General features: G+C 64.6%; 24 protein-coding genes and 2 pseudogenes. 21 read left to right on the forward strand and 5 right to left on the reverse strand.

From position 1 onward, the window contains the following. Nucleotides 1-30 precede the first annotated feature (30 nt). Genes ACTIF6_RS24235 through ACTIF6_RS24250 form a run of 4 tightly spaced genes read left to right on the forward strand, consistent with a single transcriptional unit; the run spans nucleotide 31 to nucleotide 4,851 of the window. On the forward strand, nucleotides 31-549 hold the full coding sequence (locus ACTIF6_RS24235) for an Hsp20/alpha crystallin family protein (RefSeq protein ID WP_439590313.1): 519 nt from the start codon (nucleotides 31-33) through the stop codon (nucleotides 547-549). Then, nucleotides 546-1,286, forward strand: a complete 741-nt coding sequence (locus ACTIF6_RS24240) for an ABC transporter ATP-binding protein (protein ID WP_439590314.1) — start codon at nucleotides 546-548, stop codon at nucleotides 1,284-1,286. The genes ACTIF6_RS24235 and ACTIF6_RS24240 overlap by 4 nt, the downstream gene beginning before the upstream one ends. A 5-nt stretch (nucleotides 1,287-1,291) precedes the next feature. Continuing rightward, on the forward strand, nucleotides 1,292-3,655 hold the full coding sequence (locus tag ACTIF6_RS24245; RefSeq protein ID WP_439590315.1) for an ABC transporter permease: 2,364 nt from the start codon (nucleotides 1,292-1,294) through the stop codon (nucleotides 3,653-3,655). Between the two features lie 5 nt (nucleotides 3,656-3,660). Beyond that, on the forward strand, nucleotides 3,661-4,851 hold the full coding sequence (locus tag ACTIF6_RS24250) for an efflux RND transporter periplasmic adaptor subunit (protein ID WP_439590316.1): 1,191 nt from the start codon (nucleotides 3,661-3,663) through the stop codon (nucleotides 4,849-4,851). A gap of 37 nt (nucleotides 4,852-4,888) precedes the next feature. Here the strand turns inward: ACTIF6_RS24250 and ACTIF6_RS24255 are convergent, their stop codons facing one another. Then, complete coding sequence (locus ACTIF6_RS24255) at nucleotides 4,889-5,200, reverse strand: hypothetical protein (protein ID WP_439590317.1); 312 nt, start codon at nucleotides 5,198-5,200, stop codon at nucleotides 4,889-4,891. Nucleotides 5,201-5,255: 55 nt separating this feature from the next. Between ACTIF6_RS24255 and ACTIF6_RS24260 the strand changes: the two genes are divergently transcribed. The 3 genes from ACTIF6_RS24260 (at nucleotide 5,256) to ACTIF6_RS24270 (ending at nucleotide 6,481) form a co-directional block, all read left to right on the forward strand. Then, nucleotides 5,256-5,390, forward strand: a complete 135-nt coding sequence (locus ACTIF6_RS24260) for a hypothetical protein (RefSeq protein ID WP_439590318.1) — start codon at nucleotides 5,256-5,258, stop codon at nucleotides 5,388-5,390. Between the two features lie 22 nt (nucleotides 5,391-5,412). Continuing rightward, nucleotides 5,413-5,859 carry a universal stress protein gene (locus tag ACTIF6_RS24265; protein WP_439590319.1) on the forward strand — a complete coding sequence of 149 codons (447 nt, stop codon included), beginning with the start codon at nucleotides 5,413-5,415 and terminating at the stop codon, nucleotides 5,857-5,859. A gap of 130 nt (nucleotides 5,860-5,989) precedes the next feature. After that, nucleotides 5,990-6,481, forward strand: coding sequence for a CDP-archaeol synthase (locus tag ACTIF6_RS24270; RefSeq protein WP_439590320.1), 492 nt, complete (start codon nucleotides 5,990-5,992; stop codon nucleotides 6,479-6,481). Between the two features lie 16 nt (nucleotides 6,482-6,497). Here the strand turns inward: ACTIF6_RS24270 and ACTIF6_RS24275 are convergent, their stop codons facing one another. After that, entirely contained in the window at nucleotides 6,498-7,103 is a 606-nt protein-coding gene (locus tag ACTIF6_RS24275) for a hypothetical protein (protein ID WP_439590321.1), read from the reverse strand. Nucleotides 7,104-7,203: 100 nt separating this feature from the next. Continuing rightward, nucleotides 7,204-7,788 (reverse strand): hemerythrin domain-containing protein, encoded by a 585-nt coding sequence (locus ACTIF6_RS24280; protein ID WP_439590322.1) that lies wholly within the window; start codon nucleotides 7,786-7,788, stop codon nucleotides 7,204-7,206. A 151-nt stretch (nucleotides 7,789-7,939) separates the two neighbouring features. Between ACTIF6_RS24280 and ACTIF6_RS24285 the strand changes: the two genes are divergently transcribed. From ACTIF6_RS24285 to ACTIF6_RS24330, 10 genes and pseudogenes are all read left to right on the forward strand, one after another. Continuing rightward, the gene (locus ACTIF6_RS24285; protein ID WP_439590323.1) at nucleotides 7,940-8,221 is read left to right on the forward strand and encodes a hypothetical protein; all 282 of its coding nucleotides are present in this window, start codon (nucleotides 7,940-7,942) and stop codon (nucleotides 8,219-8,221) included. After that, nucleotides 8,167-8,691 (forward strand): annotated as a pseudogene (locus tag ACTIF6_RS24290) (MBL fold metallo-hydrolase); the annotation flags it as partial. The gene ACTIF6_RS24285 and the pseudogene ACTIF6_RS24290, both read left to right, overlap by 55 nt. Nucleotides 8,692-8,846: 155 nt before the next feature. Continuing rightward, a complete protein-coding gene (locus ACTIF6_RS24295; protein WP_439590324.1) occupies nucleotides 8,847-10,298 on the forward strand; it encodes a YfcC family protein in 1,452 nt (483 codons plus the stop codon). Then, nucleotides 10,295-11,542 (forward strand): arginine deiminase, encoded by a 1,248-nt coding sequence (arcA, locus tag ACTIF6_RS24300; RefSeq protein ID WP_439590325.1) that lies wholly within the window; start codon nucleotides 10,295-10,297, stop codon nucleotides 11,540-11,542. Before ACTIF6_RS24295 ends, arcA begins: the two co-directional genes overlap by 4 nt. A gap of 36 nt (nucleotides 11,543-11,578) precedes the next feature. Continuing rightward, on the forward strand, nucleotides 11,579-12,580 hold the full coding sequence (gene argF, locus ACTIF6_RS24305) for an ornithine carbamoyltransferase (RefSeq protein WP_439590326.1): 1,002 nt from the start codon (nucleotides 11,579-11,581) through the stop codon (nucleotides 12,578-12,580). Between the two features lies 1 nt (nucleotide 12,581). Continuing rightward, entirely contained in the window at nucleotides 12,582-13,520 is a 939-nt protein-coding gene (arcC, locus tag ACTIF6_RS24310) for a carbamate kinase (protein ID WP_439590327.1), read from the forward strand. A gap of 84 nt (nucleotides 13,521-13,604) precedes the next feature. Continuing rightward, a pseudogene (locus ACTIF6_RS24315) lies at nucleotides 13,605-13,697 on the forward strand (hypothetical protein); the annotation flags it as partial. A 22-nt stretch (nucleotides 13,698-13,719) separates the two neighbouring features. Next, the gene (locus tag ACTIF6_RS24320) at nucleotides 13,720-14,115 is read left to right on the forward strand and encodes a sodium:calcium antiporter (protein WP_439590328.1); all 396 of its coding nucleotides are present in this window, start codon (nucleotides 13,720-13,722) and stop codon (nucleotides 14,113-14,115) included. 74 nt (nucleotides 14,116-14,189) lie between these two features. After that, the gene (locus ACTIF6_RS24325; RefSeq protein ID WP_439590329.1) at nucleotides 14,190-15,116 is read left to right on the forward strand and encodes a universal stress protein; all 927 of its coding nucleotides are present in this window, start codon (nucleotides 14,190-14,192) and stop codon (nucleotides 15,114-15,116) included. A gap of 143 nt (nucleotides 15,117-15,259) precedes the next feature. Further along, the gene (locus ACTIF6_RS24330; RefSeq protein ID WP_439590330.1) at nucleotides 15,260-15,790 is read left to right on the forward strand and encodes a flavodoxin family protein; all 531 of its coding nucleotides are present in this window, start codon (nucleotides 15,260-15,262) and stop codon (nucleotides 15,788-15,790) included. Between the two features lies 1 nt (nucleotide 15,791). Here the strand turns inward: ACTIF6_RS24330 and ACTIF6_RS24335 are convergent, their stop codons facing one another. Then, complete coding sequence (locus ACTIF6_RS24335; RefSeq protein WP_439590331.1) at nucleotides 15,792-17,324, reverse strand: AAA family ATPase; 1,533 nt, start codon at nucleotides 17,322-17,324, stop codon at nucleotides 15,792-15,794. A gap of 210 nt (nucleotides 17,325-17,534) precedes the next feature. Here ACTIF6_RS24335 and ACTIF6_RS24340 point away from each other — a divergent pair, with 210 nt between their 5' ends. From ACTIF6_RS24340 to ACTIF6_RS24350, 3 genes are all read left to right on the forward strand, one after another. Next, nucleotides 17,535-20,222 (forward strand): bifunctional acetate--CoA ligase family protein/GNAT family N-acetyltransferase, encoded by a 2,688-nt coding sequence (locus tag ACTIF6_RS24340; RefSeq protein ID WP_439590332.1) that lies wholly within the window; start codon nucleotides 17,535-17,537, stop codon nucleotides 20,220-20,222. A 110-nt stretch (nucleotides 20,223-20,332) separates the two neighbouring features. Then, nucleotides 20,333-21,046, forward strand: coding sequence for a response regulator (locus ACTIF6_RS24345; RefSeq protein ID WP_439590333.1), 714 nt, complete (start codon nucleotides 20,333-20,335; stop codon nucleotides 21,044-21,046). Next, nucleotides 21,039-23,105, forward strand: coding sequence for an ATP-binding protein (locus ACTIF6_RS24350; protein ID WP_439590334.1), 2,067 nt, complete (start codon nucleotides 21,039-21,041; stop codon nucleotides 23,103-23,105). Before ACTIF6_RS24345 ends, ACTIF6_RS24350 begins: the two co-directional genes overlap by 8 nt. Nucleotides 23,106-23,115: 10 nt before the next feature. On the opposite strand, the gene ACTIF6_RS24355 is transcribed toward ACTIF6_RS24350, so the two are convergent. Then, the gene (locus ACTIF6_RS24355) at nucleotides 23,116-23,910 is read right to left on the reverse strand and encodes a Crp/Fnr family transcriptional regulator (protein WP_439590335.1); all 795 of its coding nucleotides are present in this window, start codon (nucleotides 23,908-23,910) and stop codon (nucleotides 23,116-23,118) included. 356 nt (nucleotides 23,911-24,266) lie between these two features. Here ACTIF6_RS24355 and ACTIF6_RS24360 point away from each other — a divergent pair. After that, on the forward strand, nucleotides 24,267-24,624 hold a 358-nt coding region (locus tag ACTIF6_RS24360), incomplete at its 3' end, for an IS110 family transposase (RefSeq protein WP_439590336.1).

Consider the following 24,624-nt stretch of genomic DNA (forward strand, 5'->3'; position numbering starts at 1 on the left):
GCTCTACGGTCCTCGGTTTGCGAAAAGTCAATGGCCGTCAGCACAGGATGCCTACAGTTGTGCTGGCATCGTCGCCACTGGGTCGATGCCGTTCTCCACACATTTGAAGCGGAGCCCATCATGAGCAACCTGAGACTTCTGGACCCCACCTTCGGGGACAACTTCGAAACCGCGATTCGCCGCTTTTTTTCTCCCACCACGTTCGAGCCCGAGCTAACGCCTTTGAAAATGCGCATCGATGTGAGCGAGAACGATGGCTCCTTCACTGTGAAAGCCGATATTCCCGGTGTGAAGAAAGAAGACATCAACGTGCGCGTCGACGGCAATCTGGTGCAGATCGACGCCGAGACCAAGTCCGAAAAGGAAACCAAGGGAAATGGCGACAAGGTTCTGCGCAGCGAACGGCACTACGGCAGCATCTCGCGCAGTTTCAGCCTGGGACAGGACGTGGACGAGGCCAAGGTGCAGGCGAAATACGCCGACGGCGTCTTGACACTCGAGCTGCCGAAGAAGGCACCAGCACCTTCCTCCAAGATCAAAATCCAATGACCCCCGTGGGTGATCGGCGGACAGCAGGACCAGCCAACTCGGTCCTGCTCACCCGCGCGCTCACCAAGACGTACGGCAGCGGCGAGACGGCCGTACAAGCACTAAAGGACGTGGACCTCGACGTGCGCCAGGGTGAGTTCATCGTGCTGCTCGGCGCATCGGGCAGTGGCAAGTCGACGCTGTTGAACATTCTGGGTGGGCTGGATCTTCCCAGCTCGGGCGAGGTGGAATTCCTGGGAGAGCGCCTCACGGGTGCGAGCGATGAAGCGCTCACGCGATACCGGCGCGAACATGTCGGATTCGTCTTTCAGTTCTACAACCTCATTCCCAGCCTCACGGTGGCCGAGAACGTGGCGCTGGTGACCGACATCTCGCTGGACCCCATGCCGGTCGACGAAGCGCTCGCGCTGGTCGCGCTGATGCCGCGGCGAAACCACTTCCCCTCGCAGTTGTCGGGCGGGGAACAGCAGCGCGTGGCGATCGCTCGTGCCATCGCCAAGCGGCCCCAATTGCTGTTGTGCGACGAGCCCACAGGCGCGCTGGACTATGCCACGGGAAAACTCGTGCTCGAGGTCATCGCCCGCATCAATTCAGAGTTGGGCACCACGGCCATCGTCATCACGCACAACGCGGCCATAGCCGGTATGGCGGACCGCGTGGTGCGCCTGGCCGACGGACGCGTCGCCAGCATCGAAGTTCCCCAACGGCGGCTGACCCCGGCCGAACTGTCCTGGTGATGGCGATGAAAGCCCTGGACCGCAAAGTTTTTCGCGATCTCCGCCTGCTCTGGAGCCAGGCTCTTACGATCGCGCTCGTTGTGGCCAGCGGCATTGGCGGGTTCCTCGCGATGTTGTCTGCCGTCGACTCCCTGTCGAAGGCACGTGATGACTTCTACAGAGAAGGTCGCTTCGGGGATGTCTTTGCGGCCGTTCGGCGCGCGCCCGAGTCGATGGAACCGCGCCTGGTGGCGCTGCCGGGCGTCATTGACGTTCAGACCACGGTGGAAGCCATGGCGCGCGTGAGCGTGCCCGGCAGCATCGATCCCGTGATGGGCCAACTGATCGGACTGGATCCGCAGCGCTCACCACGGCTCAATCGTGTGCTGCTGCGCTCCGGCCGGTGGGCCGAAGGTGGCTCCCGAGGAGGCGAACTGGAAACGGTCGTGACCGAAAGCTTTGCGCAGGCGCACAAGCTCGGCCATGGGGCCACCGTCAGTGCACTGGTCAACGGCAAACGACGGACGCTGCGCATCACGGGAACAGCGCTGTCCCCGGAATACATCTTTGGCGGAATGATGGGGGTGCCAGATTTGCGCTCTTTCGGCGTTTTCTGGCTCAACCGTGACGAATTGGCCGCTGCCCTCGATATGGCTGGCGCCTTCACGCGCGTGACGCTCAAGCTCGCTCCCGACGCATCACCCTCTGCGGTGATCGACGCCGTCACGCGGCAACTGGCGCCGCTCGGTGGCTCGCCCGCGCACGGACGCGACGAGCAGGCTTCCCACGCCATGCTGGACAACGAAATCAGGGAGCAGCGCGTGCTGGGGACGGTGCTTCCCGCGATCTTTCTGGCCGTCGCCGGGTTCTTGCTCCATGTCGTCACGGCCCGCCTCGTTGCGACGCAACGCGAACAGGTTGCTACTCTGAAGGCCTTGGGCTACCCCAACCGGCGCATTGCCCTGCACTACCTCAAACTGGTCGCGCCGATGGTGGGTGGTGGGTATCTTCTGGGCCTGCTGCTCGGCTACGTGCTCGGTGAGGGTTTGACCAAGCTGTATGCGGAGTTCTTCCACTTCCCCAGCTTCGAGCACCGGATCCCCCTCGCTCTGGCGGCGGGTGCACTGACCATCGTGGCGTTGACGGCCGTGCTGGGCACACTCACGGCGATCGCCGCCACCGTGCGCCTGTCACCGGCCGAAGCCATGCAGCCGCCCGCACCGGGGCGCTATCGGCGTGCGTTGCTGGAGCGCATGCCCTGGATGCGACTCACCCCTGCCCTGCGCATGATGCTGCGCAACATCGAACGCAAACCGCTGCGCGCAGCGGTCACAACAGGCGGCATTGCCGCCGCGGTGGCCATCGTTATCATGGGCAACTTCTTCCGCGATGCCATGGAGGCCATCATCCACACGCAGTTTGACCTGGCGATGCGGGGCGACCTCATCGTGTGGGCCAACGACCAGGTGGATGAAGGTGCCGCTCGCGAACTGGCCCGACTGCCTGGCGTGTTGCAGGTGGAATCCGGCTACCGCGTGGCCGTGCGCTTCATCCACGGTTCGCGCAGCGAGAACGGCCTTCTCGACGGACTGGCCTCTTCCCCGCAATTGCAGCGCGTGGTGGACGTGGACCGAAAAGTGGCCTTCGCCGGCACGCATGGCGTGCTGATGACGGACCGGTTGGCGGACAAGCTGGGCGTCACACCCGGCGATACCGTCACCTTGCAAGTGCGCGAGGGACGGCGGCAGGAACGTCAGGTGGTCGTCGAACGCACGGTGCGCGACATGATGGGCCTCAACAGCTTCATGGAACGCACCGAGCTCCTGCGCCTGCTGGGCGAAGGCAACGTCGCCAACAACTTCAGCTTGCGCGTGGAAAGCGGCGCGCTGCCGCGCGTGCTGGAAGCCACGCGCGAATTTCCACGCATCGCTGGCGCCTTCAGCAAGGCCACGATGCTGCGTAACATGCAGGAGGTGAGCGCGCGCAACATTCTGATCATGAGTTCCATCCTCACCGTCTTTGCCGTGGTGATCGCGGTGGGCGTGGTCTACAACAGTGCGCGCATTGCCCTGGCCGAGCGCACGTGGGAGCTGGCGAGCTTGCGCGTGCTGGGCTTCACGCGAACCGAGGTGTCGTTCATGCTGCTGGGTGAATTGGCCTTGGGCATTGCCGTGGCGTTGCCGTTGGGTATGGGACTTGGCTTGGGTCTCACACACGCCGTCGTCGAGCTGATGCGCTCCGACCAGTTCCTGTTTCCCGTGGTGATCCAACCACGCACGTACGCCTGGGCCTGCCTCGCCGTCGTCGCCGCAGGCGTCGCAAGCGCATTGGTCGTGCGCCGCCGCATCGACCGCCTGGACATGGTGGCCGCATTGAAGACGAGGGAATGACAACGATGACGAAATTCAGAATGGCCCTGTACGCGGCAGCCGGCCTGGCGGCTATCGCTGCGCTGGGGTGGGCCTTTGCCCCACAGCCGGTGGAAGTGGAGACAGTCACCGTGGAACGAGGGCATTTTGAACATGCCATCGAAGAGGATGGGCGCACACGTCTTCGGGACCGCTACATGGTTTCCGCGCCGGTCATGGCCCATCTCTCCCGCATGACGCTGCGCGAAGGTGATCGGGTGAAGGCCGGTGACACCGTGGCGGTGCTCACGCCGGTCATGCCGTCCTTGTTCGACGAGAGAAGCCGCCGCGAGGTCGCCGCGCGCGCCCGGGCCGCGCAGGCGGCGGTCTCGGGAGCTGACGCACGGGTGGAGCGCGCGCGCGTCGCGCAGGATGAAGCGCGCCTCGAACATCAGCGCACCGACAAGCTCGCACGCGACGGATTCGTTTCCATGTCGCGCCTGGACAGTGTTCGGCTCGCACTCGATGGCACTGGCCGCGAACTCCAGGCCGCACAGGCCGCGCGCGAAGTTGCGGTACATGAGCGTGAGCTGGCGCAAGCGTCGGTCCAGGCGCCCCGCAACGGCGGGTCAACAGGTCAGCCTCTGTTTGTCCGTGCACCGCTGTCGGGCGTGGTGCTGCGCGTGCCGCTTCGAAGCGAAGCCACCGTCAACGCCGGCGCCGCGCTGATGGACATCGGGGATCCCATGCAAATGGAAGTGGTTGCCGAGCTGCTCACGACGGACGCCGTCAACGCAAAGCCAGGCACACCGGCGTCCATCGAGCGATGGGGCGGCGCGCCCCTCGAAGGCCGTGTGCGCCTTGTCGAACCTTCGGCTTTCACCAAAGTTTCCGCGTTGGGCATCGAGGAGCAGCGCGTCAACGTACTGGTCGACATCCTCACGCCGCCCGCCGCCTGGCTACCCGTTGGCGACGGGTTTCGTGTCACCGTGCGCGTGATCACGATCAGCGCCGACGATGCCGTCCTCGTTCCGGTGGGCGCTCTCTTCCCGCGGGGCAACGGCGGCATGGCGGTCTACGTGCTCGATGGAAGCCACGCCCGCCTTCAGCCGGTGGAGATCACGGCGCGCAACAGCAATGTAGGCTGGGTTCGCAGCGGTCTTAGCCAGGGTCAGCGCGTCCTGGTTTATCCGCCCCCGGGCGTGGCAGATGGCAGCCGGGTCCGTGTGCGTTCCTAGGACGGTCCGCACGCAAGAGGGGCGTGCCACCAACTGTTCAATCCGACAGCGCCAACATCCACACGATGCCCCATCCGATCAGCGCGATGATCGCCACGGCGGCCAGGGCAACCACCGCCCAGAGAACCCAACTGCCTGCGAACGGATGCATGGAGGTCTCCTTCGAAAACACCTTTTTTGGCCAGCAGGCGGCGCGCGGAAAATCGTGGGAAGTTTCATGGCGCAACTTTTGCGCACGGCAGGTCTTCTGCATTTGATTTAACGCAAAGACCACGCGTCCACGGCTGCGCCATCCATCGCGGCGCTGGCCAGGGAAACGGGACTGTGCGCACAGGTTGAGAAATGTCAAATCGCGTCGCTGCACGCGGTATAGATTGTGGCTTTGACCACATCAGGAGACGCACATGACGCAACCCGATCCCAAAATGATGCTGTCGATGTACGAGGCGATGCTCGTCATCCGGCACTACGAGGAAACGCTGGCCAAGCGTAACCGCCAGGGCGGTGCAGCGCGCAGCCTGATTCCCCCAACACCCTGATCACCCCTAGAAAGGACTCACAATGTCTTATAAACGCATCCTGATTCCCATCGATGGCAGCCCAACGTCCAACAAAGCGTTGGTCGCCGCACTCGAACTGGCCCGCGAAAATGGCGGCCACGTGCGGGTGATGCACGTTCTGGATGAACTCGCGCTGATCAGCGGATTCGAGTACTCGGGCGAGCTGATGAAAGCCGCCCGCGAGCAGGGTCAGAAGGCACTGGACGACGCCCTTGCAATCGTTCAGTCCTCGGGCGTCGAGGGAGATACCCATCTGATGGAAACGCCCGGCAAGCGGCTCGGCGAGGCGGTGGCGGATGAGTCGTCCGCCTGGCGGGCGGACCTCGTCGTCGTCGGCACGCATGGCAGGCGCGGCCTGAGCCGTGTGCTGCTGGGCAGTGGCGCGGAAAGCGTGCTGCGTTTAACCACCGTACCGGTGCTTGTGATCCGCGGGGACGAGAAATCCTGATGTGCTCTCACGTGGTTTCCGCAAGCGCGGCCGTGCCACCAGGGGGCTTCCACGGTGTAGTGAAGGAGCCGCGGCAGGGATGGGTTGAGCACGCTGCCTGTCGCCGCCACGCGCCACGACAAGCGAACCCGTGAGCGACTTCATCCTCGGCCTTCAACTGCTGCTGTTGCTTGCCGCGGCCAACACGGCGCCCCTGTTGGCCAAGCGCCTGTTGGGACCACGCTGGGCCTGGCCACTGGACGGCGGCGGCTCGTTTGTGGACGGACACCCACTGCTCGGTCCTTCCAAAACGTGGCGGGGTGTGCTGGCCGCGCTGCTTTTGTGTTCGTTGATCGCGCCTGTCCTCGGCCTCGGCGCGAGCGCTGGCGCCTTGCTGGCCTTGGGTGCCATGGCAGGCGACGCGCTCTCCAGCTTCATCAAGCGCCGGCTCGCCATTCCGTCGAGCGGAAAAGCCTATGCGCTGGACCAGATTCCTGAGGCTCTTGTGCCGCTGCTGCTGGTGCAACTGCTGATGCCTGTTCCGCCGTTCGTGGTGCTGGCCGTCACCATCCTGTTTCTGGTCCTGGAGCCGCCCTTGGCGCGCATCAGCCATCGGATCGGCTTCAGGGACCAGCCTTACTGAAAATCCTCGTTGTTCCCTACGCGCTCTTTCCCGAACGCTTCAGGGCCTTGCTCGCGGCGTCTTTGGCGGACTGGGCAGCGTCGCGTGTTGTTTTCTCGGCCTTCTCGAAGGCATTACGTGCAGCGACAGCGGCCTTTTCAGGCTCTTCCTTGCCCTTCCGTACATCGGCTTTTGCCAGCTCCCTGGCGCGCGTCAGGGCTTCGCCGGAGGCATGGGCCGCGTTCGCCACTTCCTGTTGAGCGCGCCGGATCTCTTCTCGCGCGTCGCCCCGCGCAGCGTCGGCCTCGTCCGCTATGTGCGCGAGCCGAACGATCATCTGCGTGGTGCGTTGGGACCAGTCACCCACGGCGGCCTTGCCGCGTTCGGCAACCGCCTTGGCGTGTTCGGCCATCCGTTGTGCAGCCAGGTCGGCCTTGCGCAACCGGCCTGCGTCTGCGGGCGTGGAGTCAGCGGGCTGCGTTGCGGTAGGCGCCTGCCCGGCCGACGGCTGTGGCGTTTGAGCGGCCGGGTCGGACGCCGCATAGGCGGCGCCCGCCAGGAAGAGGACGGTGCACGCGATCAGTGAGGCCTTGAAGTCCTGGTGAAGTCTCCGCATCAAAAGAAAAACGATAGGCACTTTCATCGCGCGACGCCTTGACAAGCATCAAGTCCGGGCCGGCCAAAGCACGTTCCCGGCAACCCACTTGGGCCCTGCATCGCGGCCCTTGGTATTGGAATCAACGCTATGACCGCTTCTCGGCGTCTATTTCTCCGTTGACCACACGCGTGCCCATGCGCCGGAGCAGCGTGCCGTAGTCCTCAGCCAACGCCGCGTTCATCGGAGATTGCCCAATGCTGCCGAAGGCTTCGTCCAGATCGGCCCAGTCCTCTTCCGTCAATACGCGCTCGGCCAGCGGCAACACTATCTGCTCTTCCAGACGCATGTGCTCGACATAGAAGTCGGCGTAAGCCTTCATCGCAGCCTCGAATGCGCGGCGCCGCCGCGTTCCCAGCATCTCGAAAGCCAGCAGGGCGTGCTCGACGTCGCGGATCTTCCGACCACCGCGCTCGTGCTCATAGTCGAGCCGGTCGAGCAACTCGCGTTCCTGCGGCGCACGTGCACGAAGCTTGGGGAAGAGAATCTCCGATTCCCTGCGATGGTGCTGCTTCTCGGGAAAGTCGTCCAGGTAGAAGAGCGTGGCGCGCAACGTATCGAAGTCGGGCATCGATTCGGCCTCACGGTGCTGCTCCAGAAGCTCCAGCACCGAGCGCAGCAGTGTTGCCAGCGCAGCGTGCTCGGAGGTGATAACACGGATTGTCTGGCGCATGGCTGTCCCATCCTGGATTCCCGTTCGTGTTCGGGCGAACTCCCTCGGCAAGTGGCTGGTCACTGTAGAGCCTCCCATCGGGTCGAACATTGATGCAGCGCAAAATTTCCCTCTCTGATTTTGCGCAAACGGTTCCTGGCATGCCGATGCGTTGAGCAATGTCAAAGCGCGCCGTGTAGGGACACGTATCTTCGATGCCATTCGTATCGGAGACTGTTTTGAAAAGCACAGCGCCCGCTTCGCACGGTTCCGGGAACGCTTCCCGGTGGATGGGCGCTGCGCTGGCGAGAACGGTGTGCTGCTCTGCGCGCTGGTGGAGGTGGGCCTTGCCCCGGTGCGGGCGAACGATCTCGTCGATGCTGCGCCGGCGTTGTCGAGTTCAAGGTGGACGGCTCGCAGTTCGTTCATCTGTTCACGGATGGAGAAGCACTGACATTGGGGGACCTGGAAGGCCAGGTGATGTTCGTTCCAGGTCCTACGCCCGCTTGCGTCGCCTATCGCGTGGGCGATGCGGTCTTCGTCGGTGACACGCTGTTCATGCCCAATGTGGGCACGGCGCGCTGCGATTTGCCGGGTGGAAACGCCCATGCCATGTATGCGTCCACCCGAAAGTTGTTGAGCCTGCCGGCACAAATTTGCCTGTTCATGTGCCACGACTACACGCCCATCGATCGCCACGTGGCCTTCGAAACCACGGTGGCCGAGAAACGGGCGAAGAACGTTCATGTGCGCGAAGGCATCGGAGAAGCGGGGTTCGTGAGCATGCGCACGCGAAGGGATGCCACGCTGGAAATGCCTTCGCTGATGCGGCCATCGGTGCAGATCAACATCCGCGCCGGCGAGTTGCCACCCAAGGAAAACAACGGGGTGGCTTACCTGAAAGTGCCGCTCAACGCACTTTGATCGACACGAAAGAGGCCGTTCCGCCTCCCTGCCCTACAGATCCTTGATGCGTGTCAAGGTGCACCTGCGACATCAGGACCAACATAGGCAAAGATGCTGCGCAAGCCCCTTGCCATCCTGAGGTGGATGCGACGGTGTCACCGGAGGCATACACCATGGAAAACCAGGCACGTGCGACAGCGGGTTTGACACCCACGCCCGCGTTTCAAGACCGATTCCCCACCGCGTACACCATCCTCTTCGTCCTCATCATCCTGATGGCGGCGCTCACCTGGATCCTGCCGGCAGGCCAGTACGAACGCGTCGCCAACCAGGCACTGGGCAAGGACGCGCCGGTGCCGGGCACCTACAAGGTGGTGGAAGCCGCGCACCAAGGGGTTCTCGACGTGTTGATGGCACCCATCTCGGGCTTTTACAACCAGGCCACGGGCATGGCCAACGCCATCGATGTGTCGCTCTTCGTGCTCATCATTGGCGGCTTCTTGGGCGTGGTAAACGCCACGGGCGCCATCAACACCGGTATCGAGCGCGTGATGCTGCGCCTCAAGGGCCGCGAAAAATGGATGATCCCCGCCTTGATGCTGCTGTTTGCCGCCGGTGGCACGACCTACGGGATGGCGGAAGAAACGCTGGCGTTCTACGTGTTGCTGCTGCCACTGATGATCGCGGTGGGATACGACGCGCTCACCGGCGTGGCCGTGATCATGGTGGGCGCGGGCATCGGGGTGCTGGGCTCCACCATCAATCCGTTTTCCACCGCCATTGCGTCCAACGCCGCCGGCATTCCCTTCACACAAGGCATGGCCTTGCGGCTGGCCATCCTGGCACTGGGCTGGCTGATCTGCGTGGCCTACGTCATGCGTTACGCCGAGCGCGTTCGCAAAGACCCGTCGTCGTCGCTGGTGGCCGATCTCAAGACATCCAACGAAGCCCATTTCCTGCGCCATCGCGAAAGCCACCGCGACGCGGTGCTCACCGGGCGGCAAAAGCTCATCCTGCTCATGTTCGGGGCCACGTTTGCCGCTATGGTCTGGGGTGTCGCGTCGCAAGGCTGGTGGATGGCCGAGATGTCCGCCCTCTTCCTGGCTGCTGCCATCGCCGTCGGGTTGGTGGACTGGATGGGTGAGAAGCCCTTCACTACCGCGTTCGTCGATGGATCACGTGAGCTTCTGGGCGTGGCGTTGGTGATTGGCCTGGCGCGCGGCATCGTGGTCATCATGGACCAGGGCAAGATCACTGACACGGTTTTGCACGCGTTCGAGGGGTGGATTGGCGGAATGTCCGACGTGGCCTTCGTCAACGCGCTCTTCGCCACCGAAGGCCTTCTCAGCCTGCTGGTTCCGTCCACGTCCGGGCTGGCGGTGCTGAGCATGCCCATCCTAGCCCCGCTGTCGGATTTCGCCGGCGTCCCTCGCCATCTCGCCGTGACGGCGTTCCAGACCGCGATCGGCATCACCAACCTGGTCACACCCACGTATGCCGTGGTGGTGGGCGCGCTGGCCATTGGGCGCGTGCCCTACCAACGGTGGGTTCGCTTCATCTGGCCGCTCATGTTGATGCTGGCCTTGCTGAGCATGGCGTCCTTGAGCGCGGCGGTTCTGCTATGAGCGCGCTTTCCGCATCGGCCGCGAGCACCAACCGCCTGGGTGTGTACTCCGAGGTAGGCAAGCTGCGGCGCGTGCTGGTCAGTGCGCCGGGCCTCGCCCACGAGCGCCTCACGCCAGCCAACTGCGACGCCATGTTGTTCGACGACGTGTTCTGGGTCCAGCAGGCGCGCACCGACCACTTCGACTTCGTCTCGAAGATGCAGGACCGCGGCGTCGAGGTGCTGGAGATGGGCCAACTGCTCGGCGAGACCCTGGCCATTCCGGCCGCGCGCGACTGGGTGCTGCAACGCAAGATCACACCGGACCACGTGGGTGTGGGCATGCTCGACGAGCTCAAGGGCTGGTTGTGGGAGCTGCCAAGCGAGACTCTGGCGCGCTACCTCATCGGAGGCGTGGCGGTGCACGACCTGCCCTTCAAACCCGCGGGCATGTTCGGCCCCTATCTCGGCGCAGACGGGTTCGTGTTGCCGCCGCTTCCCAACTTGATGTTCACCCGCGACACCAGCGCCTGGATCTACGGGGGGGTCACACTCAACCCCATGCATTGGCCGGCTCGGCGGCAAGAGACCCTGTTGACTGCAGCCGTGTACAGGTTTCATCCAGCTTTTGCGCAGGCCGGCATCCCGGTGTGGTGGGGCGACCCCGATGTGAACCACGGCCCTGCCACGCTGGAGGGCGGCGACATCATGCCGATCGGCAACGGCGTGGTGCTGGTGGGCATGGGCGAGCGCAGCACCCCCCAGGCCGTGGGGCAGCTGGCGCAGGCCCTGTTTGCCGCAGGCGCTGCCCGTCGCGTGGTCGCGTGCCAGATGCCGCAGTCCCGTGCGGCCATGCACCTGGACACGGTGTTCTCATTCTGTGACCGCGACGCAGTAACCAGTTTCGTGGATGTGGCAGAACAGATCATCTGCCATAGCCTTTACCCCAACGAACGGGGCGGTATCGATTACCGACGCGAGACCAGGCCGCTGTTCGAGGTGGTGGCGGAATGCCTTGATCTGAAGCAACTGCGCGTCATTCCCACCGGCGGCAATGGCTACGTGCAGGCGCGCGAACAATGGGACGACGGCAACAACGTGATCGCCATTGAACCCGGCGTGGTGATTGGCTACGACCGAAACACCCACACCAACACCTTGTTGCGCAAGGCTGGCATCGAGGTCATCACCATTCGCGGCAGCGAACTCGGCCGTGGTCGTGGTGGTGGGCACTGCATGACCTGCCCACTGTGGCGAGAGGCCTAAAGGCCTTGCAAGAACCCGACAAACGAAAGACACACCATGGCATTCAACTTGCGCAACCGCAGCTTCCTGACCCTGCGAGATTACTCGGCGGGCGAGATCGGATTCCTGCTCAAGCTCGCCGCCGATCTGAAATCGGCCAAGTACGCCGGCACTGAGCAGCCGATGCTGCGCGGCAAGGAGATCGCGTTGATCTTCGAGAAGGACTCCACCCGCACCCGTGTCGGCTTCGAGGTGGCAGCGCACGATCAAGGCGCCACCGTCACCTACCTCGGCCCGTCGGGCAGCCACATCGGCCACAAGGAGTCCATCAAGGACACGGCGCGCGTGCTGGGGCGTGTGTACGACGCCATCGAATACCGGGGCTTTGGCCAGGCCGTGGTCGAGACACTGGCCAAGTGGTCTGGCGTGCCTGTCTACAACGGGCTTACCGACCAGTTCCACCCGACGCAGATCCTGGCCGACCTGCTGACCATGCGCGAGCATTGCGAGAAGCCCTTGCGCGAGATCGCCTTCTGCTTTCTCGGCGACACGGGAAACAACATGGGCGACTCGCTGCTGATCGGCGCCGCCAAACTCGGCATGGATGTGCGCCTGTGCGGCCCGAAATCCTTGTGGCCGGACCAGGCCATCGTCGACGAGGCGCAAGCGCTGGCCCGGGAAAGCGGCTCCCGCATCCTGCTGACCGAAGACGTGGCCGCCGGCGTGAAGGATTGCGACTTCCTCTACACCGACGTCTGGGTCTCGATGGGAGAGCCCGAATCGGTCTGGGCCGAGCGCATCCGGCTGCTGCTGCCTTACCAGGTCAACGCGCAGGCCATGGAACTGACGGGCAACCCGCGTGTGCGCTTCATGCATTGCCTGCCCGCCTTTCACAACACCGAGACCGAGGTAGGCGCGCAGATCGAGAAGCTGCACGGCATCAGTGCGATGGAAGTGACCGACGAGGTGTTCGAGAGCCCGGCGTCCATCGTGTTCGATCAGGCCGAGAACCGCATGCACACCATCAAGGCCGTGCTGGTGGCCACCCTGGGAGGCTGACATGGTGCGCATCGTGGTCGCGCTGGGGGGCAATGCGCTGTTGCGCCGTGGCGAGCCGGTGAGCGCGGCGACTCAGCGGAACAATATCCGCCATGCCGCGAAAGCGCTGGCGCAACTCATGGTGGAAGGACACCAACTGGTCATCACCCACGGCAATGGTCCCCAGGTGGGCTTGCTTGCGTTGCAGGGCGAGGCGGCGGGCAAGAGCGCGTTCCCACTAGACGTGCTTGGTGCCGAAACGGAGGGGATGATCGGCTACGTGTTGCAGCAGGAACTGGACAACGCCTACACTGAGCCGGCACAGTTTGCAACGCTGTTGACCCAGGTCGAGGTGGACCCGAAGGACCCCGCTTTCGGTTCGCCGAGCAAGCCTGTCGGACCGATCTATTCCGAAGACGAGGCGAAGCTGCAGGCGGGTCAGCGCGGCTGGTCCGTCGCACGCGACGGCAACGCATGGCGCCGTGTCGTGCCGTCGCCCAGGCCCGTGCGCATTCTCGAGATCGAGGTCATCCGCCTGCTAGTGGCACAAGGCGTGACCGTGATCTGTACCGGGGGAGGTGGAATACCAGTAGCACAGCGCTCGGATGGGGCCTATGTAGGCGTGGAAGCAGTGATTGACAAGGACCACGCCAGCGGCCTTCTTGCCACCGAGCTGAACGCGGATGCCTTCCTTATGTTGACCGATGTGTCAGCGGTGTTCACCGACTGGGGCACCCCGGCCCAGCGCGCGCTGAACGACGTGACGCCAGAGGAGCTCGCTGCACTGGATTTCGAAGCGGGCTCCATGGGCCCCAAGGTGCGAGCTGCCTGCGATTTCGTGAACCGCACCGGTGGCCTGGCAGGTATCGGCGCGCTGGCCGACGCGTCCGCCATCCTGGCGGGGAAAGCCGGCACACGCGTGAGGCCCGCGCCGCAAAGCGACGCAGTCGACCCTGGCTGATGGTTTTACCGTCTGTTTATTCACGACACCCTTCCTCCGGGTCACTGTACCGGTGACTGGAGCGGCAAAAACACGTCAACACCTATGACGACCCACTTCGCCTCCCAAGATCACTCTCTGTGTCACGTCGAGGAGGTGGCTCAATTGCTGGGTACGGACCCGGCAACGGGGCGGCGCTCTGGGGAAGCCACGCGACGGCTTGTCCAGGACGGACCGAACGAACCTCGCCAAGGCGTATGGGGTATCCGACGCGTTCATCGGTCTTACCATCCTGGCGATCAGAACGTATGCGCCAGAACTGGCCACCACCTTGGTGGCGACGCTGAAAGATGATCGGGATGTCGCGATAGGCAATTTGATCGGGAGCAGCATTTACAACGTGCTTGTCATTCTGGGACTGACCTGCATGTTAGCGCCCGATGGCGTCGATGTGAGCCAGGAAATCCTGTGGATTGACCTGCCACTTTCCGCTGTGGTCGCGATTGTCTGCTACCCGGTGTTCAAGAGCGAGCGTTTTGTCTCGCGTCGCGAGGGGATCGCTTTTGTTCTCGCCTACATCGCGTACTTTTCTTCCTTGGTCTTCCTACGGCACTGAAGGTGGGTTGCCCAGAATAGAGTCAGGCGTTTGTGGGCAGGTGCCAGGCACACCAATTCGTGGAGATTTGAGATATGAACAGTCTGAGATCCATAGTCACTGCGACGGACCTCTCCGCGCCGTCGCGACACGCGACATCGCGGGCAGCAATGCTTGCAAAGGCCTCCGGTGCATCGATGACACTGATGCACGCAGTCGACAGCGCGGCGTTCGACGACCTGCGCCGGTGGCTTGGCGTGGGTGATGAAACCAGCGGCAAGGTGGAGCAAGACGCCCGCCGCCAACTGCAAGAGGTGGCCACCGAGGTCAGCAAGCGTCACGGCATCGATATTCGAACGCACCTGACGGTGGGGCATCCTGTCGATCAGATCACACGCCACGGCGATGAACTCGATGCTGATCTGCTCGTGACAGGAACACGAGGAGCCGGTTTTTTTCGCGGTGTTTTGGTCGGATCAACCGCAGAGCGCGTCGCGAAGCGTTCGTCGCGCCCTGTCTTGCTGGTGCGTCAGTTGCCTCGCGCGCCTTACCGGCGGATCCTCGTCCCGGTCGACTTTTCCGAATGGAGTCGAGCCTCGATTGACCTGGCTCGACAACTTGCACCGCGGGCAACGCTGGTGTTGATGCACGCACTCGAGATGCCCTACGAAGGGAAGCTGCGCTTTGCCGGTGTCGCTGATGACGTGGTAATGCGCTACCGCAACGAGGCTCGACGGGAGGCGCAGCAGCGTCTGCGGGAGTTGGCTACCGAGGCTGGGCTGCGCATGAACCAGATACAGATGATCACGCCCGACGGCGCGGACCCGTGGATGTTGATCGTGCAGCAGGAACAAGAGCACGACTGCGACCTCGTCGTCATCGGGCGGCAGGGCAGGCATGCCCTCGACGAACTTCTTCTGGGAAGCACAACGCGCATGGTCATCTCAGAGGGAGCGTCTGACACGCTGGTTTCGAGCCCACATCCCGGCCGAGCCCACCGCTCAGGCATGGCTGGACGATGAAAGGGATTTCTTGAGCACCGCACCGGCGCAGCCCGGTGAAGTGGCCAGGGCGTTCGCTGCAACGTCTCTCGTTTGCGCAAGGTCAAGGTCCGCCAGCGTGGCGAAGGATAGATTGAAGTTCATCTTCAAAGGAGAAGAGCTTCATGAGCAAGGACATATTGGTGGTCGTGTATTCCTACACAGGCACATCCCTGGCCGTCGCGAAACTGATCTGCGTCCAGCAGAACTGGAACCTGGGCTGGATCGAGGAGACGCGGTCGCGCAGGGGTGCGTGGGGCACCTGGCGTTGTCTGCTCGATGCCTTCCTGCGCCGCCGTCCACCCATCCGGTACCACGGCCCTCCACCCGGTGACTTCGACGCGGTGGTTCTGGTGTCGCCGATCTGGGCGTTGCGACTGGCCGGTCCAATGCGCAGCTTCGTCGCTGCCGAGCGGGCACGCTTGCCCGAAGTCGCGGTGGTGTCGGTGATGGGTGGCCAGGGTGGGCCTCATGCGGTAGCCGAGATCGCCGACATCCTGGGCCGCGCTCCCATCATGACCACGACCGTCACGGCGCGCGAGGTCGATGACGGAAGTGGTGCGGCAAGGCTGCAAGCCTTTGGCACCGCCGTTCAAAGCGCAGAGAACTCGAGTGCGGTAGTCCGGCCGAGCACCTGGTCCACCGACGCCACCTGATTCAGCGAGAAGGCCTCGCCGCGCGCCAGTGGCTGTCCAGGGACGCAAGGTTCACAGGTTGCTCGGTCGAAACCTCAATGGTGCACGCAAGCTCGTCCTCTTCCAGCGGTTGCCGGGTGGCGATCTGGCGCTCGAGCACATCAACGCCGGCCTCCGAGGCATCCATGCCCGAAGCGGCGCGGGCCACCACGCGATGGCGGAGCGCGGCTGGGCTCGCCTGGCAGTCCAGGATCGTGAAAGGCACCTGCAGTTCTGCCGCCAGCGCCTGGAACCGGCGGCGCTCATCGATCTGCAGAAAGGCGGCGTCCACGATCACGGGATAGCCCGCCTGCAGCGCGCTCCTCGCGCGCTGGCGTAGGCTCTCGAAGGTGTCGCGCGTGGCCTGCTCCGTGTAGATGTCGTGTCCGAGCGCCGTGGAACGCTCCAGCGGTGCAAGACCGAACAGGCGCTTTCGCTCCACGTCCGACCGGATGCGAATGGCACCGGCGGCGCGCAGAAGCTGGGCCGCGACGATCGATTTTCCGGAGCCTGAAAGCCCATGCGTGATCATCAGTCGGGCGTTGTTCGGCGGCGCGGTGGCGCTATCGGCCGCATGCGCCAGATAGTCGGGTTGTGACGGCGCTTGCGGCGACGGTTTTGCCAGGCCGGACGCCATCGCCCTGACCAGAGCCCGGTAGATCTCGTAAAAGTGCAACACCTGCAGGCCGGCGTGGTCGCCGGTGCGTTGCAACCATCCGTCCAGGAAGCGGAAGGCGAGATCGGGTCGACCGTGAGCCTTCAGGTCCATGGTGAGAAAAGCCACGTCGCTCATCACATCGATCCAGCGCAGCCCCGGGTCGAATTCGATGCAGTCAAAGGGCACCAGCTGTCCATCGATCAGGGCGATGTTGCCCATGTGCAGATCCCCATGGCATTCGCGAACCGATCCGGCGCGCAGGCGCGCCAGCCATTCGGCCGGCAAGGTACTTCCCTCTGCGTCCAGCCAGGCGCTCAGCATGACATGGCAAGGGTCGTCGCGCTGCGTCTGCAGCGAAGCCAGCAAGTCTGCGACCGAACGCACGATGCGCTGCGCACTGCCCCACGCGGGCGAAGGCGCGACCGGTGCGGTGGCTTGCAGGTCGGCAAGGCGGCTCGCCAGGCCATCGAGCCAGATCGGCTCAAGGTCGCCCGAGACCAACAGGTTGCGCATCAGCGCGGACTGGGCAAAGCGGCGCATGCGGACCACATGGTCGATCGCTTCCCTGCCCGTGCTACCGCCCAGCCGGGGTGCCCCTCGCGATCCACGCACGGGCACGACATCGAGATAGATCGACGGCGCAAAGCGCCGGTTGAGACGGAGCTCTTCTTCACAGAAGTGTCTTCTCTGCTGGACGCTGCTGAAGTCCACGAACGGATATCGCACCGGCTTCTTGAGCTTGTAGGCGTAAACCGGTGTGAGGAGTATCCAGGACAGGTGGGTCTCGATCACGTCGATCGACTGTCCCGTTTCCCGCACCAGCATCTTGCGCAGCGCCGTGATCAAAGTGGTGTCCATACCATGCAGAGGCACCGCCACATGGCGATCTCCAGAAATGTGAGAGCCCGATAATCGGCGCTTTCCTCTCGCACCGTTTGACGGCGATCAAGCCTGGCACGCGACAAGCGCCACACCGAGACGCTTTGCGCGAAATCCGTCGCGGCTTGACCTGTGTCAAGCCCGCAGCGCCCCCGACGCATCACCATGGGCAGACAACCCGGAAAGCCCATGACCATTCGCCACCTCGACCGCCTGCTGCTACCGGCCTCCGTGGCCGTGGTGGGCGCATCCGTTCGACGCGGCAGTGTGGGCGCGACGGTGTGGAGAAACCTGCGTGCCGGCACGTTTACCGGGCCGGTGTATGGCGTCAATCCGAAGCACGCGGAACTGGACGGCGTGCCCGTCTTTGCCAGCGTCGGGCAGTTGCCAGCTGCGCCCGACCTCGCCTTGATCTGCACCCCGGCGGCCACCGTGCCGGCGCTGGTGGCCCAGCTCGGTGAACTCGGCACCCGGGCGGCGGTGATCATCACCGCGGGGTTGAGTCCGCAAGAGAAGGAGGCGGCATTGAACGCGGCGCGCCCTTTCACGCTGCGGCTGCTGGGCCCCAACTGCCTCGGTCTGCTGAGTCCCCACATCGGGCTGAATGCCAGTTTTGCGCACACCGACGCGCTGGCGGGCGATATGGCATTCGTGTCGCAGTCGGGTGCGCTCGTCACCGCCGTGCTCGACTGGACACGCAGCCACGGCGTGGGGTTGTCGCACCTGATCTCGCTGGGCGACCACTTCGATGTCGACTTCGGCGACCTGCTGGACCACCTCGCCAACGATGCCCGCACGCATTCGATCCTGCTCTATGTCGAGTCGATCGAGTCGCCGAGAAAGTTCATGTCCGCCGCGCGCGCCGCCTCGCGCAACAAGCCGGTCATCGTGGTGAAGGCCGGGCGGGCAGGCAACGGGGTGACGGCGGCCGCCTCGCACACCGGCGCCCTCGCCGGCTCCGACAAGGTCTACGACGCGGCCTTGCGCCGCGCCGGCATGCTGCGCGTCGACACCTTGCAAGAGCTGTTCATCGCTGCGGAAACGCTCTCGCGCTTTCGCGGCAACCAGAGCAACACGCTCACCATCATGACCAACGGGGGCGGCGCGGGTGTCATGGCCGCCGACGCGGCGGCCCACCTCGGCGTTGCCCTCACCGAACCCGGCGAGGGATTGATGGCCAGTCTGGAGGCCGTGTTGCCCCGCCACTGGTCGCATGCCAATCCGATCGACATCATCGGCGACGCTCCCGTCGAACGCTACACGCAGACCCTCTCGGCTCTGCTGGCCGATGACGCGGCCGGCGCCGTGCTGTTTCTGCACGCACCCACCGCGATCGTGCGCAGCGAGGACATCGCGCGTGCCTGCCTGCCCCTGGTGCGCGCCAACACCTCGCGCGTGATGAGCGCGTGGCTCGGTGAAGACGCCGTGGCGCAGGCACGCCGGCTTTTTCAGGAGGCGGGCGTGGCCGACTACGCCACGCCGGAGGAAGCCGTGCGCGCTTTTGCGATGCTGCAGACCTACCGGCGCAACCAGGCCACGCTGGTGGAAATGCCCAGCGCTGGCCAGACCGTCGCGCCCGACGTGGCTGCGGTGCGCGCAACCCTGGACGCGGCCATGGTGCAAGGGCGCGAATGGCTGAGCGAGCCAGAATCCAGGGCGTTGCTGGCGGCCTATGGCATTGAAACCGTGCCCACCGCGACGGTCGATGCCACACCGCAAGCGGCCGTGGAGGCCGCTCGCCGTCTGGGCTACCCGGTGACGCTCAAGATCCTGTCTCCCGACATCACCCATAAGTCGGACGTAGGCGGTGTACGGCTCGGGCTGGACAGCGATGCGGCCCTGACCGGTGCAGTGGGCGAGATGCTCGAGGCGGTGCGCGCCGCTCGGCCGCATGCGCGCATCGACGGATTCACCCTGCAGCCCATGGTGCGGCGTCCACATGCCAAGGAGCTGATCGTCGGTGCCAGTGTGGACAGCGTATTCGGCCCCGTGGTGCTTTTCGGCCAGGGAGGCACGGCGGTCGAGGTGATCGACGACACGGCCATGGCCCTGCCGCCACTGAACCGCGCACTGGCCCGGGAACTGGTGTCGCGCACCCGCATCGCGCGGCTGCTGGCGGGCTTCCGCGACCATCCACCGGCGCGGCTCGACGCGCTCTACGACGTGTTGGTGGCGATCTCCCGGATGCTCGCCGACCTGCCATCGATGGCTGAGCTCGACATCAATCCCTTGTGGCTCGACGAACATGGCGCGCTGGCACTCGACGCGCGCGTGCGTCTGTCGCTGGCACCGGTGGCCGGCGCCGGGCGCTTTGCCATCCTGCCCTACCCGGCGCACTGGATTCGCGAACACCTCTGGAACGGTCGAACGGTGGTGGTGCGGCCGATTCGCCCCGAAGACGAGACTCAGCACCGGCGCTTCATCGAATCCCTGGATGCGGAGGACGTGCGCCTGCGAATCTTCTACTCGCGCCACGAACTGCCGCGCAGCGAACTGGCGCGCATGACGCAGATCGACTACGACCGCGAGATGGCCTTCATTGCCGAATCCGCGGACGAGAACGGAGCGCCCCAGACGCTGGGCGTGGCCCGAACGATGAGCGACCCGGACCATGTGGAAGCCGAGTTCGCCATCATCGTGCGCTCCGGCCTCAAAGGCCAGGGCCTGGGCACCCTCCTCTTCCAACAGCTGATCGAACATGCGCGAGACAGTGGCATTCAGCGCCTGGTCGGGCTGGTATTGCGCGAGAACACCCGCATGCTCGAGCTTGCCCGCGCCATGGGCTTCAAGGCCGAGCCTGGGGTTCCATCCGACCCGGGCGTCTTGCGCATGGTTCTGGGAATTAACCCCTCGAACGCCCCAACGCCCCGCAAATAGCGCAGTTCCCGGGCGCTTGCGAGAGCAGGCCACACGCAAAGCCTGCGTGCTACGCTCACAACCTCACAAGATGCCCCTCACGGGATTGGCGTATTTTTGCGGGTACTCGCATGAGATCATCCCCTCATATCGTGGTGCTTGACGATGAAGTCGACATCACGCAGCTCTTGGCCAACTACCTGCCGGCCCACGGTTTCCGTGTATCACAGGTGCACCACGGCAAGGACCTGGTCGAGCTCATGGAACGCGATCCGGCCGATCTTGTTCTGCTGGACCTCGGCCTGCCCGGCGAAGACGGTTTTTCCATCGCCCGGCGCGTCCGGGCGCGTTGGCAAAGCGGCGTCATCATCGTCACCGGCCGCGGCGATGCGATCGACAAAGTCGTCGGCCTGGAGGTGGGCGCCGACGACTATGTGACCAAACCGTTTGACCTGCGCGAGCTCGTGGCGCGCATCAAGGCCGTGCTGCGGCGACTGCTCGCTCTCCCGGCGCCGCTCCCCGGCAATCAGGCGCTGCAGTTCGCGGGTTGGCGGCTCGACATCCGTGCTCGCTGCCTGCACGACCCGCAGGGTGCCGAGGTCGCGCTCACAGGTGGCGAGTTCGAGCTGTTGAGCACCTTTGCCCAGCATCCGGGCCGCGTGCTGTCGCGCGACTTCCTGCTGGAACACACGCGCGGGCGCGAGGCTGCACCGTTCGATCGCACGATCGATGTTCAGGTCGGCCGACTGCGCAAGAAGCTGCAGGCGCCACCTGAGACGACCGAAATCATCAAATCCGTGCGCGGCGCCGGTTACATGCTCGTGCCTCCCGTGGCCCATGGCTGACGCGGCCGCACCATCTCCGGTACCGGGCGACGACAACGACGTCTTCCGCACCATCTTTCTGGCGTACCCGGATTCGCTGCTGCTGGTGGACAGCGGCGGCTTGGTGGCGATGGCCAACGAATCAGCCGCGACTTTGCTGGGCTACACCGTGGAAGAACTGGTCGGTCTGCCGGTGGACGTGCTCGTGCCGGACCGGATCCGCTCGCGCCACGCTACCTACCGCAAGGTCTACGGCCAGGCCCCCACGCCACGTCCGATGGGACGACAGACCGAGTTGACGGCCAAACGCAAGGACGGCAGCGAGGTCGTGGTCGAGATTGCCCTGAGCCCCTTGCAGAGCCACGGCCACCCGTTCGTGGTCGCAGCGATCCGCGATGTCGGCGCCTATCCCCGCGTGCAACAGGCGTTGCAACGCGCGCGCTACAGCGAACATCTCGCGCAGGTCGGGCGTCTGGCTGTGGACACACGGGATCTACAGGTGATGCTGGAACACGTGCCGAGCATCATCACCACGGCGCTGCAGGTCGACGTGGCCGCGGTGTGGTTGCTCGACGGCAAGCGACTGGAATTCGTGGTGGTCAGCGGCGTGGGGCTGCTCGCCGGCGAACACATCGGCACACGCCTGGCCAACACCCCGGACACCCCCCCTGGCTACATGGTGTCAACGGGAGAACCGGTGGTCGTCCCGGACTACCGCAGCGAAACCCGTTTTGTCGTGCCGCCGCTGTACCTCGACAGCGGCCTGGCGAGTGCCGTGGCGGTGCCTTTGTCCGATCGCGGACGTGTGATCGGCATGCTGTCCGTGCGCTCGAAACAGGTGGACCGCTTTGGTGTGGAAGAGCTGCGCTTCCTGGAATCGCTCTCCAGCCTGCTGGCCACGAGCCTTCAGCGTGTCCAATCCGAAGAAGCGCTTAGCCACTCGCAGCGCCTGGAGAGCGTGGGTCAGCTCACAGGAGGGATAGCGCACGATTTCAACAATCTGCTCACCATCATTCAGGGCAATCTGCAGGTGCTGGAAGAGCTTCCGGCGCTCGCACAGGACAACCATGCACTGTCGCTGGTGGGTGCCGCGACGCGGGCCACTCGCCGGGGCGCCGAACTCACGGGCAAGCTCCTGGCCTTCTCGAGCCGTCAGGTGCTGCAACCCATCGCTGTCGACATCCACAGCCTGTTGCAATCGCTGGCGGACATGTTGTTGCGCACCCTGGACCAGCGCATCCGCATCGAGATTGATGCCACGCCCGATGTTCCCTCCGTGCTCGCAGACCCGGTCCAGCTCGAATCCGCGCTGTTGAACATCGCGTTGAACGCGCGCGATGCGATGCCCGAAGGCGGCACCCTGCGCTTTCACATTGAAACCTGTGACGCCTTGCCGCTCGCGCTTCGCAGCGAGCATGGCGCTGCGCCCGATGGCGGCTATGTGGCGATCTCCATATCTGACACGGGAGTGGGCATGGCCGACAGCGTGAAGGAGCGCGCCTTCGAGCCCTTCTTCACAACCAAGGAGGCTGGTCGCGGCACCGGGCTGGGCCTGAGCACGGTATACGGGTTCATTCACCAGTCTCGCGGCGCGATCACGATCGACAGCAGCCCGGGCCGTGGCACGGCCATCACGATCTACCTGCCCGGCATGCGGACGCCGGCGCTGATGGCCGGCGAGGAAGCGGCGAGCGAGTCGCTGCCGCAAGGTCTGCGGGTGATGCTGGTGGAAGACGACGTTGAAGTCCGCAAGGTGGTCGAGACGTTCCTCCAGGGCCTGGGGTGCGAGGTAGCGACCTCCGCCAATGCCCGGCATGCGCTGGCCATCATGAGCGCGGAGCAAAGGCCCTTTGGCCTGCTGCTGAGCGACATTGCCTTGGGCCCCGGCATGCGCGGAACGCGTCTGGCCGCCGATGCGCAGGAACGTTTTCCCGGGCTGGCGGTGCTGCTGATGTCGGGCTTTCCCTTGAATCCGGGGGCTGCTGAAGACGGCGATGCGCTGCGGCGGGAGGTCTTGCGCAAGCCCTACACGCGGTCCGAACTGGCGCAGGCCATGGTGCGCGCACTCGCCAGCACCTGAGACACCGGGCTCAATGCAGCACGGCCGGTGCAGGCGCGAGGTGGCGTTGCACGAAGGCGGACAAGGCGCCGACATCGGGAATCTGGACGTCGCGACGGCCCTGGCTTGCGAAGCCGATCACGTGGTCGCGGGCCAGGCGCGACAGTGCACGGCTGACGGACTCCAGCGTCATGCCCAGATGGTTGCCGATTTCGGCACGCGTCATGCGAAGGGTGATCTCATCGCTCCGCATGCCGCGCTCGGCCAGTGCGTCGGCCCAGTTGAGCAGGAAATCGGCCACGCGCGCAATGGCTGGCAGCGTGCATACCGACATCAGCGCGTTGCGATCACGCGCAATGGCCTGGCTCATCGCGGCGTGAAGTGCGTGCAACACCGCCGGGCACGCCTTGCTGGCATCCATCAGGGACGGGTAGGACACCACCCAGATCTCACCGGTGTCCATCGCGATGGCGTCCGAGTTGTAGTGGCCATCGGCAAGACCGTCGAAACCAAGCCAGTCGCCACGAAAGCTCAGGCTCACCAGTTGCTCGCGTCCATCCGCAGCCAGGTTGACGATCTTGCACAGACCCGAATTCAGGATGTACAGATTGCCAAACACCTCGCCGGCCCGGTAGATCACGTCGCCTCCGTGAACGACGCGGCGCATTGGCTGGAGTTGAGCTCCCAGCAGGCTGAGCGTGTCCGAGATCTGCCGGCTTGAGGCGGCGTGGTCCTGCGCAGGCGCGCACGCCATGCTGCGGTCGCCGGTCATCGCAGCGGACTGCGTAGGGGGCGTTTTCTCGACGGGACGCGCAATCGTGTGCATGTGAGCTCCTGTGCGGTTTTTCAAGGGTGCCACGCGATGCTAGGCGTCGTCTGGAAACGCCGGGACAACGAAAAAAATCGGTGCGTAACGCTCGGTAAACCGTTTGTGTCCGGCAGGTATCAGTTTTCCATGGCGCTGGGCGCCTTCCGCGCCGCATGAAACGGCGGTGTAATAGCCGGTGCGGCGTCCGGCAAAGAGGTCGGTTTGTGCTTGGTGTCTCGAACCCGTGTATCAGTTGGACCCGCGGCCTCACGAGCACCCCACACTGTTGCCATCGGCCGGTGGCCGTAGAGCACGCATCCTAGATTCCGAAGACGTGGGCCGCACGCCGATGTCGCCGCACATTGGAGGCGATCATGGAAGTCATTCACCCCCGTTGCGCGGGCTTGGACGTTCACAAGCAGACCGTGGTGGCCTGCGTGCGGCTTGCGCGTGAAGGCCCGCCGTTGCAAGAAGTGCGAACCTTTGCCACCACCACCTCAGGGCTGCTGGCCCTGGCCGACTGGCTCGACTCCTTCGGCGTCGAGCAGGTAGGCATGGAGGCCACCGGCGTGTACTGGAAGCCCGTGTGGCACGTCCTGGAAGGCCACTTCGAGTTGGTGCTGGCCAACGCTGCGCACGTCAAGAACGTGCCCGGGCGCCTGGGTGGCTTCGCCGTCATCGCCTCCTCCGGCACGATCATGGCCGTGCTGGGTCTGGCTCGGCCTGAGGTGA

The organism is Hydrogenophaga sp., from assembly GCF_051860785.1.
In the GTDB taxonomy this organism is placed as follows: Bacteria; Pseudomonadota; Gammaproteobacteria; order Burkholderiales; family Burkholderiaceae_C; genus Hydrogenophaga.